Source organism: Corynebacterium kroppenstedtii DSM 44385, assembly GCF_000023145.1.
Lineage (GTDB): Bacteria > Actinomycetota > Actinomycetes > Mycobacteriales > Mycobacteriaceae > Corynebacterium > Corynebacterium kroppenstedtii.
The window spans coordinates 830769-844347 of record NC_012704.1 but is presented as its reverse complement, the minus strand read 5'-3'; the positions used below and the strand labels follow the sequence as shown (position 1 = coordinate 844347).

The window sequence follows — 13579 nt, the reverse complement described above, 5'->3', positions numbered from 1 at the left end:
CATAGTGAGACGCACGATGATACTTTTACCAGTTCCGCGTCAAAAAATCACCTTGACCAGTCAAAATGTTAATAAAGTTAACCGTGTGACCAATGCGGTTAATACCTACCAGGATTAACCAACCCTATCGATGTCGCCCATGCCGCGCGAACCAGCACCGAGCCCGCCAGATCTCGTCGGTTCTTTAATATAACAAAAAGCGCCCAGATCACCAGGGCGCTTTAATCCTCAGCTGTACTTAAGCAGCCGGAAGGTGTTTAGCCACTACAGCCGGCCGTGTGTAACAAGCTCGTGCCGGGCTCAACAGTTCGCGTTACGCGTAGCGGGCAGCCGAGTAGGCCTGCATGGAGCTCAGCGGAACGACAGACACGGTCTGACCTTCCTGCGGAGCGTGAACGACGTTGCCGCCACCGACGTAGACGCCGACGTGGTTTCCGCCGTAGAAGCCGACGATGTCACCGGGCTGCAGCGCGTCGAGCGCAACAGGGGCGCCGCCCGCCAGCTGGGAGTTCGAGGTCCGCGGGATGGCGATGCCAACCTGGTCGTAGGCCCACTTCACGAGACCCGAGCAGTCAAACGCTGCGGGGCCGGTAGCTCCCCACGCGTAAGGGGATCCCTGCTTGGACTGAGCGGCGTCGGCAATCTTCTGGCCAACGCTGCGCAAGGTCTCGATCGGACCGATGGCCGGAGCTTCAGCCGGTGCGCCCCCAATGTTTGCGGCAGTAGCGTCGGCGTTCGGGATGTTAGCCTGCGACATGTAGTCGTGGATCTGCTTGTTCAGCGCGTCCTGTGCCTGCTGAATCTGGTCCGGAACAGTGACCGTGTACTGAGTGTTAGGAATCTGAACCTCAGCAGCAGATGCGTTGGCAGCGCCTGCGATTGCGGTAGTCGCGCTCAAACCCACAGCAGAAACTGCAGCAATTTTGCGGCCGGTGGAAGCGCTCAAGCGGCTACGGTTAGCCATTCGTGTTTCTCCGATGCGTGTCGACGGTCAAATCTCAGGCGGCACCCGCCGCTCTGTAATGTCTCGAAAAGATTACGAAATGGATACGGTCTATGTCCAACTCGAAACCCGGGCAGGGGGTTCATTCACCCCAACCGCCATTCTGTAACCGAAACGTTATTTTCGAGCCACCTTCTACAGCGCCATGGTTACCTTAACCCACAAGACCCTCTTGCGCTGGGAAAATACCTCAACATGAGAGCTACCAATCACTCTAAGGCTCCCCGGAACGATGCTCCCAATAACCCAAAATGTGATATCTACCATAGTTTTGTCATGAAACCTCATCTCTCCCACAGAACTCACGCGTTTCAGCCTTCGATGGGCCACATCGCACATATATTTCGTCGCTACTCGAACTATGACTCTCCCCGGCTTTGCCGCATACCTCTGTGTCCCATGAGCGTTGTACCCTCTCACTGTGAACCGCGCCCGCACATCACTCGTCCCACATCATGGTGACTCCGTGAATTCAGAACACCCGTCATCTGACGTGCAGGCGCATTTCCCCGTTTCTCCGACATTCAACCAGGACATCGCCGACTCCCTGATCGTCAACACAACATTCGTCGTCGTGGACCTCGAAACCACGGGTTTGTCCGCGCACGAGGACCGCATCATCGAAATCGGAGCGGTGAAGATTCATGGCGGCGAGGAAATCTCCCGCTTTTCTACCTTCGTCGATCCGGGTCGGCTCATCCCCCCGCTCATCACGAATATCACTGGAATCAGTGACGATGATGTTAATGGAGCACCAAAAGAAGCGCAGGCAGTCAAGGATTTCCTTGAGTTTGCACGCGGGACGGTTCTTGTCGCCCATAACGCCCGCTTCGATATTGGTTTCCTCCAAGCTGCATCAATGCGCGCACACATCACGTGGCCACAGCCAACTCACCTGTGCACATTGGTCCTTGCCCGAACGATGCTGGACCGCTGTGCCGTCGGGTCATTCAAACTGTCGTCTCTCGCGCGTCATTTTCACGCCACGACGACCCCCACGCACCGCGCGCTCGATGACGCACTAGCCACAGTGACTGTGTTCCACGGTCTTCTTGAGGAGCTCGGGTCCCACGACATCATTCATGTCGGGGATATTCCCACGCGCCCCAGTCGTGGGGCCGCTGGTGCGTCGGTCTTCCAGGTACCGACCCCCGATGCCACGTCGATTTCGCCGTCTCCCAACCGCTACCGCCGCCTCATTGAGAACGTCCCCTCCAGCCCAGGCGTCTATATTTTCCGTTCACACTCGGGTGAACCGTTATATATAGGTACGGCAGTGAACCTCCGCCGTCGGCTCAGACAATATATAAATGGCAATGACAAACGACGCCTGATCCCGCATCTTCTTCCCCAGACTCGGAACATCGACACGATCGAATGTGCACACGGATTTGAGGCTGAGGTTCGAGAAGCAACGCTGATCGCTAAATTCCGCCCGCCGTTCAACCGACGCTCTAAGGAACCGCGGCAGTATTGGTGGATTTCCGGGGCTCGTCCGCGCGCGCACGACGTTTCGCGAGCCACTATCTCGCGCGATCCCCGCTCTCCTAATGCTCTCGGTCCCTTTCGGACGCGCCAAAAAGCGACGACTGCGGCACGGTTGCTGGGCATTGGAGCTCCGACAGCATCCGGGCTCCACGTCGACCAGGCCATTCATTGGCCACCGTCGTTATCGACTGCAGAGGAACGTATTGCTGCCTTCTTAAACCCTGAGGGAGTCTTAGATACCGACGACGTCGCCACTTCCGCCCCAGCTACCGCATCCAATGACATCCCAACCGGCGATCATTCATACACTCTTCAGAACCTGGAGGAGAACAACCGAAGTCAAAGGGATAGACCTGACTACTACCAACAATTAATTAATGTGGTCACCGACTTGGCGTCGGACGGTCGTTTCCAGCGCGCAGCTCTCACGCGGGATGCCGTTGCAGCCTTACTATCGACGACGGCCACCGCGCAGGCCTACCGCGCGCTCGCCGCAACTCCCGAGATGAGGTTGACAGCGCCTGATGGCGAAGGTGGATGGAACCTTGCCGTCGTCCGTTACGGGCGGCTGGCGAGCGCGGGGCACGTTGCCAGAGGAGGCGCTCATGGGAACGCGGTGGATTTGCTCCTCGCCCATGCCACGCATGTTGAGCCGGATTCTTCCCCGCTCGGAGGGGCGAGCATTGAACAATTACGCGTGATCCGGCGGTGGATGGAAAAACCCGGAGTGCGGCCAGGTCCTGGCTGCGAGGGATGGTTCATGCCGGTCCTGGGCGCTGGACGATTTGCCGCCTGGATAGATAAAGCTCAGAAGGCCACCGAGAGCTAACGGAATAGATATACGCGAAACCCCGCTTCCCTGTTAAGGAAAGCGGGGCTAGTGACGTGCGCGTGAAATTACCTTTGCACACCGCGGTGCGGGGCCGAGACTCACTGCTCGGCGGACCCACTCCGTGGAATGCCCGGGTTATTACTTATCGTCGTCCTTATACTGCTCGCGGTTACGCGCCTGCAGCTCTTCGAGCATCTCTTTCTGTTCGCGCTCATTCTCATGCTCGATCTCTTCCGCACGGTCCGCTATGTCTTGCGAATCCGGCGTGAAGAACGTGCCGCGACCCGGGTGGCCGGAGTAACCGAGCTGGTTCATCTGCTTCGGAACCGGGGCACCTTCGTATTCAAGCGGTACGGCGTGGCCGTGTTCATCAACCGGGCCTAGTGGCTGGTGAACTTCAATGAACCCACCTGAAGGCAGAACTTCGATCGTGCCGGTTGCGACGCCATGTTCCAGGACCTCACGGTCTGAGCGCTGCAAGCCGAGGCAAATACGGTACGTGCAGTAGTACACGATCGGCGGAACGATAACGAGACCGATACGTCCAACCCACGTCATAGCATTCAGCGAGATCTGGAAGTGGTAAGCGATCAGGTCGTTCATACCAGAGATGGTCAACAGGAAGTAGAAGCTGATGGCCATCATGCCGAGCGACGTACGAACCGGAACATCGCGGGGGCGCTGCAACAGGTTGTGGTGCAGGTCGTCGCCAGTGAGCTTTTGCTCGATGAACGGGTACGTAACCAGCAGCACAACCAGCACGAGCAGCATGATCGCTACCCAGAAGATAGCCGGGATTGTGTACCGACCGATGTACAACTCCCACGCAGGCATGACACGTGCAGCACCATCTGTCCAGAGCATGTAAATATCAGGCTGAGAACCTGCTGACACCTGAGCCGGGTTGTATGGACCCAAGTTCCAGATCGCGTTGATCTGGAAAATGCCGCCGAGCAGAGCCAGAACACCGAAGGTGATGAGGCCAAAACCGATACTCTTGACGGCGAAGACGGGGAGAATTCGCACGCCCACAACATTATTCTCCGTCCGTCCAGGTCCGGGGAACTGCGTGTGCTTCTGGTACCAGACCAGGGCAAGGTGCGCAGCAATCAATGCCAGCAAGATACCCGGAATGATGAGCACGTGTGCAATGTACAGACGGTCAATGATGATGTCACCCGGGTAATCACCGTTGAACATCATCCAGTGCAGCCAGGTACCGATGATCGGGAGACCCAGGATGATGGCCGACATAATACGGAGACCAACACCTGACAGGAGGTCGTCCGGCAGCGAGTAGCCCATGAAGCCCTCGGCCACCGACAGGAGCAGAAGCACACAACCAATAACCCAGTTGGCTTCGCGTGGCTTACGGAATGCTCCGGTGAAGAAGATACGGAACATGTGCACCGTAATAGACACGGCGAACATCAAGGCTGCCCAGTGGTGGATCTGTCGGATGAAAAGACCACCGCGGACCTCGAAGGAGAGGTTAAGGGCTGTCTCGTAGGCGCGGGACATTTCCACGCCGTTGAGCGGTGCGTAGGCACCGTCGTAAATGACCTTGCTCATCGACGGGTCGAAGAACAGGGTCAGGTAGGTTCCGGAAAGGAGGAGGATGACGAAAGAGTACAGAGCAATTTCGCCAAGCATAAACGACCAGTGGGTCGGAAATACCTTGTTGATCTGGCGCCGAACCCCGGAGGACATGGTGTAGCGGTCATCCATGTTCCGCGCGGCTTGCGCCATGTGCGATGGATAAGTCTTAGTGGTCATGAACGACGCTCCCAGAAGGCCGGGCCGACGGATTCAACGAAGTTACCCTTTGCGTAAAGGAATCCCTCGTCATCCACAGCAATGGGCAGTTGCGGAAGAGGACGTGCAGCTGGGCCGAAGACTGGCTTGCCGTAGTGCAACGCGTCGAACTGTGACTGGTGGCACGGGCAAAGAATTCGGTTGGTTTGCTGCTCGTACAGCGATGTCGGGCAGCCAATGTGCGTGCAGATCTTCGAGTAGGCGTAGTAATCGCCGAAGTGGAAGTCTTCCTGCCCCTTACGCTGAATGGCGCGCTTGGCGTCACTGTGGCGCAGACGGATCAACATGACCGAGTTACGCGAACCATGGATGGACTCCATGTGCGCCTCGTACACATCGGCGTTCTTGTCGTATTTGTCGTGGTCGTTGACGACATCCTCGAGAAGCGGGAAGACCGTTTCCATGGCCCCAGCGTTCAGGTCCTCAGGGCGAAGCCGCACCAAGCGGGTAACGCCACGAGTCTCGTACGTCTCGCCAGTAGCCTCATAGCCACCTTCGTGCTTTTCAGCTGTGACGCCGGTGTCGCGGCCTAGGTAAACTTTTTTCCCCTTCTCCGTGGGGGTCCATCCCGTCGTCCACAGGGTGCCGTCACCCTGGACGTCCATGCCTTTAGCCTTGGGCTTCCAGGGGTTCTTAATCATCCCGCCGATCGGGAAGATTAAGGCGAGCCCTGCAGCAACGGCGCCGGTTCCCATGATGCCTTTAAGCACCTTGCGGCGACCAAGGGTGGATGTTTCCCAGGAATCGTTGAGCAGAGCCACGAGGGTCTTCTGATCAACTTCATCCGACGGGCCGTCGTGACGACGCTGAACGGAAATTTCCTCGGGGATGAATTTCTTGGTGAACTTGACCGCTCCGATGCCGAGGCAGAGGATCGCCAAGCCCATGCACGCCCCGAATAGCGGAGTGTAGAGGGAGTAGAGCCAGAGGCCGTCCTCCCCTAGCCCCTTGTACTTCCAGGGCCAGAACAGGTAAACAGCGATAAACGCAATGGCGAAGACTGCGCCTAGAAGGAACCACAAGCCGACGCTGCGGGCGGCACGTTTCTCCTCAGGGTCGTTGTCCATGGGGAAACGCTGTTTACGGTAAGCAACGGTAACGTCGTCAAGCTCGGTGCCGAGGCGAGCGAGCTCGTCATTGCTCATGGCGGCTAGCTCTTCGGACGTGTATTTCTTCGTTATCTTGTCACTCATGACCGCGTTCCAATCCATAGTGCCGCGCAGACCATAACGGTGACGCCGCCGATCCACATCAACAAACCTTCAGTGACTGGACCAATACCGCCCAGACCGTATCCGCCCTGTGTCGGGGTGTCCTGCTGAGACTTGATGAAGGCGATAATGTCCTTCTTCTGGTCTGAGGTCAGTTGGCGATCGGAGAACTTCGGCATGTTCTGAGGGCCGGTCAACATCGCCTGGTAGATCTCTTGCTCATTGGCAGGATCAAGATCAGGTGCGTACTTACCACCGGAGAGCGCGCCGCCCTTACCGGTGAAGTTGTGGCACGATGCACAGTTCAAACGGAACAAATCAGAACCGCGAGCGGCGTCCTCAGCCTTGATGTTTCCGTCGTAGTGTTCGCCACGGAGAGACTCCATAGCGATGTTCCCGTCCTGGTCGTGAACGATGTCCGGTCCACCACCGCGGGACTGCACGTAAGCTGCCAAAGCCAGCGTCTCTTCTTCTGAGTAACGGGCTTTCTTACGCTCAACCTGGGCTTCGTTGCGGGTCATCGGCATGCGGCCGGAGTGCACCTGGAAGTACACAGCGCCTGCGCCAACACCGGTGAGTGCTGGGCCACGGTCTTTGACGCCCTGGAGATTGGCGCCGTGGCAGGTGATACATGCAACGTCGTAAATATCTTTACCCTGCGAGACGAGGGCTGCCTGGTCTTTATCAGCGTTGGCAGTCTGAGCGTCAGGGGTTAGGGCATCAGCGAGAAAACCTGCGCCAGTAAGGCCGAGGGCCAAAGCTGCCGTACTAGCAAAAGTACGACGTAACTTTCGGCGGCCACGGACCTTCTTGGCGTGGCGCACGGTGTCGGTTCCGGTCTCCACCGCGGAACCCGACAACGTGCCGGAATTGTTGGAGTTAACCATCATTTTCCCTTTATGTCGTCATGGAAAGTGAGGGCGGTGTGGTGGCCAATAAGGCCAGGCCCGGCCTACTGAATGAAGTAGATAGTGATGAACAGCCCAATCCACACAACGTCAACGAAGTGCCAGTAGTAAGACACGACGATGGACGCTGTCGCCTGGGCGGGAGTGAACTTGGCTTTGTAGGTACGCAAGAGCACGATCCCGAAGGCCAGGATCCCGGCGAAGACGTGGACAGCGTGGAAACCGGTCGTGATGTAGAAACACGAACCGTACACACTGTGTTGGATCGTTGTTCCGTCAAGGACGAGGTGCGTGTATTCGTTGACCTGACCAGCCAAGAACACGAGTCCCATAACGGCAGAAAGGGCGTACCAGCGGCGAAGGGCGAAAACATCACCTCGCTCTGCCGCGAACACGCCCCACTGCGCCGTAAACGACGACGCAACCAGGATGATCGTAAAGAACAGAGCCAGGGGCACGTTCAATTCGACATCCGCCGGGGGCCAATCTCCGCCGGAATTTGCGCGCGACACAAAGTACATCGCGAACAGACCAGCGAAGAACATCAATTCCTGAGACAGGAACACAACAGTTCCGACACTGACCATGTTGGGTCGGTTCAGTGTCGCAACACGCTGTGGTGCTGCCATACCTGAGTTTCCTACTGCGCTCGTCACGCATGTAATTATGACTGACAGCCCCCTCCAAGGTCACTTTTATACTTCGGCAAGTATCGGGAACTCTTAAAATCCCAGCTCAGAACCATGATGAAATTAGGGGGGAACCCTTATTGGGGGTAACGGGAACTTTAACCCGCTTATTACCGACGGCCCCTTTTGCGGACACCTGTCTCATGGTGCAGATCGAGCAAACCATGCGGAGACAACCGTCGGAGATAACCCCTTTGGAGACGACCCCCTCGGAGAAACCGCGCTCCGGTATCGTCATAGAAAAAGTATTAAACATATCAGTACATGAGCATGGAGCACACATGATGACGAACTGGGTTGACCTTCTCAACCACATAGCCGACGGGCGCGATCTAACCCCCAATGAAGTCTCAGCTGCAATGCACTCCATCATGAGTGGAGACGCATCACCCGCAAAGATCGCTAGCTTTATCTACGGAATTCGGGTGAAGGGAATCACTCCGACAGAGCTCGAGGCGGCCGCGTCGACAATGCTGGACTTTGCGCGGCCGGTTGAATTACCTTCCTCCCCCAATGATGATCGTGGGCCTGCTGTCGACATTGTCGGTACCGGCGGGGACGGAGCACACACGGTCAACGTTTCGACGATGGCGTCGCTTCTGATTGCCTCGATGGGTATCGACGTTATCAAGCACGGAAACCGGGCGGCGTCGTCGCGCTCGGGCGGAGCAGACATGCTGGAAGCTCTCGGCGTCCCGATTGACCTCTCCCCCAACGACGTGACAAACATGCTGAGTCAGCACCACTTTGCCTTCATTTTTGCGCGCACCTACCACCCCGCAATGAAGTACGCGGCGCCGGTGCGCTCGGATATCAAGGTGCCTACGCTGTTCAACCTTCTCGGCCCCATGACAAACCCGGCCCGGCCGACCGCGGGGCTGATCGGGTGTGCGTTCCCTGAGATGACCTCTGTCATGGCAGACGCGTTCGCGCGACGCGGTGACACGGTGCTCGTCGTTCACGGGCAAGACGGATTAGATGAGTTTTCCGTCTCTTGCCCCACCGACGTGTACGTCACACACGATGGTGGCGCCGAACGCTACGAGTTTGATCCTCGCGATTATGGTTTTTCTTACTTCCCGGTGAGCGCGATCCGGGGTGGCGATGCGGACACCAATGCTCGTGTGGCTCGTCAATTGTTCTCGCTTGACCCCATTGCCGATAAGCCAACGACCCCGGTTCCCTGCGACATGGGTGCAGTGGAAAACGCCGTGCTTTTCAGCGCTGCTGGAGCACTTGTTTCCGCGCAAGCGTGCGACAAAGAATCATTCCGCGATGCGATGGGCCATGCGCTCGACCGTGCCAAGGCTGCATTGCATGATGAAAAGACTACGGATCGTATCCAGCGCCTCGTTTCAGAGAAACGCCCTTAGCAGAGCACTCCCCCTGCACCGACGGCTAGCTAGGCGCTAGCCGCGCCATCTGAGACAGCAAAAAGCACCCGCGCCAGGAAGGACGCACGGGTGCTTTTTGTGGATGAAAATTAGCTGCGGGGCGCTAACCCCGCCAAGTACGGACTAGTGCTTTTCCACTGGTGTTCCGTACTGCAGGTTCAGTTTGACCGTTGCCCAGACGGTGATCACGGCGCCGATGCCGATCATCCAGTAGGCCAGGAAGACAACACCATAGCCAAGCACAGCGATGCCGCAAGTCATGGCGAAGGGCCAGATGGAGTTGGGGCTGAAGAAACCGAATTCTCCGGAACCATCAACCTGCTCTGCTTCCTCCCAGTCCATCGGCAGAACATCCGAGTGGCGTTCTGTGATGTGGAGGTACACGCCGAGCATCAGCGTCATCAAGGCGCCGAGCAATAGTCCGGCCGATCCTGCCCATTCGATACCGCTGATGTAGCCGTTATCGTTGATGAACTTGGTGGCCAAGACGTAGATCACAGTCATGATCACAAGGAAGACTGTGATCGCGTAAAACAGTCGCGATGAGGATTTCATAACGGTGTACTCCTAGTTCTATGACTGCTCGGCTTGGTTGTTGTCGACGTAGTTGTCGTTCGCTTCGCGCGTATCCTCACGCCCAGGCAGGAACGGGTGGGTTGAGGTTGCGTACGGTTGCTCGCCGATCGCCTTCAACGCATCAGCATTCGACGCGCTCGGATTGTCTTTACGGAAGTTCATGTAGTCACGGAACTTATCCGGGCTGACAACACGGATCTCGAAGTTCATCATGGCGTGGTACGTACCACACATCTCGGCACAACGTCCGACAAACGCGCCTTCCTTATCGATCTTCTCGATTTGGAACTTGCGGTTGGACTTGTTCGCTTCGGGGTGCGGGAAAGCGTCACGCTTGAACAAGAACTCAGGAACCCAGAAAGAGTGAATGACGTCAGCTGACGCGAGGTCGAACTGAATGGCTGTCTGAGATGGCAGCACCAAGACAGGAACCTCGTCAGTAGTTCCCACGGTCTCGATCTTGTCAAAGTTCAGGTAGGACAGATCGCTCTTTGAATTGCCGTGAATGGGGTTCGATGCGCCCTCTTCACCACGGCTGCTGCTTTCGATCTTCTTCGTGCCATCGGCGGCTGCCTGAGCGGAATCGTCTCTACCCTCGTAGGTGTTTCCACCCATCAAGGAGCCATCGACCTCGTTATAACCAAATTTCCAGTTCCACTGGAAAGCGGTGACATCGACCTTAACCTTCGGGTCTTTGTCCATCGCTGTGACCTTATCTTCGGTCTGCACAGTGAAGAAGAAGATGACCATCACGATGATGATCGGAACTGTGGTCAAAACAAGTTCAAGCGGGATGTTGTACTGCGTCTGACGCGGGAACTCTTTTTCGCCCTTCTTCTCCTTCCGCTTCGCACGGAATGCGAAGGACGAGTAGAACATCAAGCCCCACATGATGATGCCCACGATCCAAGCTGCTACCCAGATCCACACCCAGAAGTTCCCAATTTCCTTGGCTTCAGGGGTGATGCCGTCGGGTACGCCGAATCGCAGAAGCTTAAAGAAGCCGTTATCGGGCGGCGCTACGCTACATCCGGACAGTAAGTAGCCACCGGCTGCCAAAACGCCAGCTAGTCCTAGCTTGCGCGACCAATTGCGCATTTTTCGCTGTTCCACGTGTGTTTGCCTTCCTGATCCACACCAGGTTGAAAAAACGCTGGGATTCATTCCTCTTTTAGCTAGGGTAATCCATAACGAGGGATAAACCATCATGGATGGACGCCAAGAGTTCCCACCAGACTGGAAAAAGCTGCCATTTTTACCCCCGGGACTGGCCGACGTCGGCAAGCATTCAAACGTAGCTTTGTTCCATAGCGATCGTCGTTAACGATTTACGCTGGTATTTTCCTGTCAGAATTGTCAGCATCCTCACAGCTTTCCTGTCGCGTGCGTTACGTCATCAGGAAAGTGTTATTCGCGTCACAATTCCCCTACATTGGGTAAGCCCGTTGTCCACTGGATGAACAAATACAGGGCCGTCGCCGAAGCAGCTCGCACTTTCCCACTCCACACGACTAGAGTCGAGGAGAATTCCGTCGCTAACACTGTCTGCCCAGAAGAAGTCACATAACGGGCTGTTCGGATCGGGCTGCTCAGTGTTGTGCGGATATATAAAAGGTATAGAACAGAAAGGCCTTATTGAATGTGCGGTTTGCTCGGACTCATCGCCGCTAGCGGAAATGCGGAGGATTTTGTTCAAGCCACTGGTTCATCACTGACCTGCATGCGTCACCGTGGCCCGGATGAGGATGGCACCTGGAATGACGCCGACGTGGTCTACGGATTCAATCGGCTGTCCATCATTGACCTCGCACATTCCCATCAGCCTTTACAGTGGGGCCCGGAAAACCAGCCCAACCGGTACGCGCTGACTTTCAACGGGGAAATCTACAACTACAAAGAGCTGCGCTCCGAACTGAAGGACAAGGGATACACCTTCGCCACCGACGGCGACAGCGAAACGATCGTCGTCGGCTACCGCCACTGGGGACGCGACGTCGTTCACCATCTTCGTGGAATGTTTGCGTTCGCCGTGTGGGACTCGGTGGACAAAACGATGTACCTAGCACGGGACCAGTTCGGCATTAAACCCCTCTACTGGGCAACTACCGACAAGGGCACACTCTTTGCTTCAGAGAAGAAATGCCTGCTCTCCATGGCAGACAAAGCTGACATCGATCTGTCGCTGGACAAGCGCGCAATCGAGCATTACATGGACTTGCAGTATGTGCCCGAACCAGAGTCCCTGCACACCGGGATTTGCCGGCTGGAGTCCGGTTGCTGCGCGACAGTGAAGCCCGGTGAAAAGCCCAAGGTACATCGCTGGTTTACTCCCCGCTTCCCCGAGACTTCGGTGAACAAAGAGAATATCGATTCCGAGATTTCAAAGATCGAGCATGCCCTCGAGGATTCCGTTGCTAAGCACATGCGTGCCGACGTCACCGTCGGATCGTTCCTGTCTGGCGGAATCGACTCGACGGCCATTGCGGCGCTCGCTAAACGCCACAACCCGAACTTGCTGACCTTCACCACGGGTTTCGAACGCGAGGGGTATTCGGAAGTCGACGTTGCCGCGGAATCCGCGGAAGCGATCGGGGTCGAGCACATCGTGAAGGTGGTCTCCCCCGAGGAATTCGCCGAGGTACTCCCCCGCATCATCTGGTATTTGGACGATCCGGTGGCAGACCCTGCCCTCGTCCCCCTGTATTTCGTCGCGGCGGAAGCCAGGAAGCACGTCAAAGTTGTCCTCTCTGGCGAGGGCGCCGACGAGCTCTTCGGCGGATACAACATCTACCATGAGCCGCTTTCTCTTGCTCCGTTTGAGAAGATCCCGTCGTTTGCCAAGAAGGGTCTGCGGACCCTCGCACAACGCCTCCCCGATGGGGTGCGAGGCAAGTCATTGTTAGAGCGAGGTACCACGCCTCTTGAAGAGCGGTACTACGGTAACGCCCGGTCCTTCTCCTTCGACCAGCTTCGTCGCGTGATTCCGTGGGCCAAGAAAGAGTGGAACCACACGGATGTCACGACTCCGATTTACGAAAAGTCGCAGGGCTGGGATCCGGTAGCCAGGATGCAGCACCTGGACTTGTTCACGTGGTTGCGTGGCGACATTCTGGTCAAGGCTGACAAGATGACCATGGCGAATTCCCTCGAGCTCCGTGTGCCGTTCCTCGACAAAGAGGTCTTCAATGTCGCGCAATCATTGCCGACGAGCATGAAGCTGGCTCATGGCACATCGAAGTGGGCATTGCGCCAGGCGATGGAACGCATCGTTCCTCCGCACGTTCTTAACCGGCGGAAGCTTGGGTTCCCTGTTCCGATCCGGCACTGGTTGGCCGGCGACGAGCTCTACGGCTGGGCAGAGGACATCATCACCTCATCGCAGGCCGGTGAAATCGTCGACCTCGGAGCCACCCGCTCCATGCTGGAAGAACACCGCTCTTCCATGACCAGTGGATCTGGCCCTGACCATTCCCGCCGCCTATGGACTGTGTTGGCATTCTTAATCTGGTACGGAATCTTCGTGGATAAGTCGATCACCCCGGACATCCCAGAGCCGACGTACCCGGTCGAGATGTAAAGCGGCGCCCGTTTACATATGAAAAAACGCCGGCCACAGCTCATTGTGTGGTCGGCGTTGAGTATTAACTACGAGCAGACTGTTGA

General features: G+C 56.7%; 10 protein-coding genes. 3 read left to right on the top strand and 7 right to left on the bottom strand.

From position 1 onward, the window contains the following. Nucleotides 1-313 precede the first annotated feature (313 nt). A complete protein-coding gene (locus CKROP_RS03530; protein ID WP_012731364.1) occupies nucleotides 314-964 on the bottom strand; it encodes a C40 family peptidase in 651 nt (216 codons plus the stop codon). Between the two features lie 505 nt (nucleotides 965-1469). Here CKROP_RS03530 and CKROP_RS03520 point away from each other — a divergent pair. Next, nucleotides 1470-3320, top strand: coding sequence for a DEDD exonuclease domain-containing protein (locus CKROP_RS03520; protein WP_012731363.1), 1851 nt, complete (start codon nucleotides 1470-1472; stop codon nucleotides 3318-3320). A 141-nt stretch (nucleotides 3321-3461) separates the two neighbouring features. Here the strand turns inward: CKROP_RS03520 and qcrB are convergent, their stop codons facing one another. From qcrB to ctaE, 4 genes are all read right to left on the bottom strand, one after another. After that, nucleotides 3462-5099, bottom strand: coding sequence for a cytochrome bc1 complex cytochrome b subunit (gene qcrB / locus CKROP_RS03515; RefSeq protein WP_012731362.1), 1638 nt, complete (start codon nucleotides 5097-5099; stop codon nucleotides 3462-3464). Continuing rightward, nucleotides 5096-6331, bottom strand: coding sequence for a cytochrome bc1 complex Rieske iron-sulfur subunit (qcrA, locus tag CKROP_RS03510; protein ID WP_012731361.1), 1236 nt, complete (start codon nucleotides 6329-6331; stop codon nucleotides 5096-5098). The genes qcrB and qcrA overlap by 4 nt, the downstream gene beginning before the upstream one ends. Then, entirely contained in the window at nucleotides 6328-7239 is a 912-nt protein-coding gene (qcrC, locus tag CKROP_RS03505; protein WP_081429394.1) for a cytochrome bc1 complex diheme cytochrome c subunit, read from the bottom strand. Before qcrC ends, qcrA begins: the two co-directional genes overlap by 4 nt. A 62-nt stretch (nucleotides 7240-7301) precedes the next feature. Further along, entirely contained in the window at nucleotides 7302-7913 is a 612-nt protein-coding gene (gene ctaE, locus CKROP_RS03500; RefSeq protein WP_041628783.1) for an aa3-type cytochrome oxidase subunit III, read from the bottom strand. A gap of 314 nt (nucleotides 7914-8227) precedes the next feature. Between ctaE and trpD the strand changes: the two genes are divergently transcribed. Continuing rightward, the gene (gene trpD / locus CKROP_RS03495) at nucleotides 8228-9319 is read left to right on the top strand and encodes an anthranilate phosphoribosyltransferase (RefSeq protein ID WP_012731358.1); all 1092 of its coding nucleotides are present in this window, start codon (nucleotides 8228-8230) and stop codon (nucleotides 9317-9319) included. 144 nt (nucleotides 9320-9463) lie between these two features. On the opposite strand, the gene ctaF is transcribed toward trpD, so the two are convergent. Both ctaF and ctaC read right to left on the bottom strand, forming a co-directional pair. After that, nucleotides 9464-9895, bottom strand: coding sequence for an aa3-type cytochrome oxidase subunit IV (ctaF, locus tag CKROP_RS03490; RefSeq protein ID WP_012731357.1), 432 nt, complete (start codon nucleotides 9893-9895; stop codon nucleotides 9464-9466). 18 nt (nucleotides 9896-9913) lie between these two features. Then, nucleotides 9914-11029, bottom strand: coding sequence for an aa3-type cytochrome oxidase subunit II (gene ctaC / locus CKROP_RS03485; RefSeq protein ID WP_012731356.1), 1116 nt, complete (start codon nucleotides 11027-11029; stop codon nucleotides 9914-9916). Between the two features lie 526 nt (nucleotides 11030-11555). On the opposite strand from ctaC, the gene asnB reads away from it, so the two are divergent. Beyond that, on the top strand, nucleotides 11556-13493 hold the full coding sequence (gene asnB, locus CKROP_RS03480) for an asparagine synthase (glutamine-hydrolyzing) (protein ID WP_012731355.1): 1938 nt from the start codon (nucleotides 11556-11558) through the stop codon (nucleotides 13491-13493). The last annotated feature ends 86 nt before the right edge of the window (nucleotides 13494-13579 follow it).

Excerpts from the sequence above, each read along its gene's own strand:
- CKROP_RS03530 (WP_012731364.1), bottom strand. The coding sequence starts at position 964 with ATGGCTAACCGTAGCCGCTTGAGCGCTTCCACCGGCCGCAAAATTGCT.
- qcrB (WP_012731362.1), bottom strand. The coding sequence starts at position 5,099 with ATGACCACTAAGACTTATCCATCGCACATGGCGCAAGCCGCGCGGAAC.
- qcrA (WP_012731361.1), bottom strand. The coding sequence starts at position 6,331 with ATGAGTGACAAGATAACGAAGAAATACACGTCCGAAGAGCTAGCCGCC.
- qcrC (WP_081429394.1), bottom strand. The coding sequence starts at position 7,239 with ATGATGGTTAACTCCAACAATTCCGGCACGTTGTCGGGTTCCGCGGTG.
- trpD (WP_012731358.1), top strand. The coding sequence starts at position 8,228 with ATGATGACGAACTGGGTTGACCTTCTCAACCACATAGCCGACGGGCGC.
- ctaF (WP_012731357.1), bottom strand. The coding sequence starts at position 9,895 with ATGAAATCCTCATCGCGACTGTTTTACGCGATCACAGTCTTCCTTGTG.
- asnB (WP_012731355.1), top strand. The coding sequence starts at position 11,556 with ATGTGCGGTTTGCTCGGACTCATCGCCGCTAGCGGAAATGCGGAGGAT.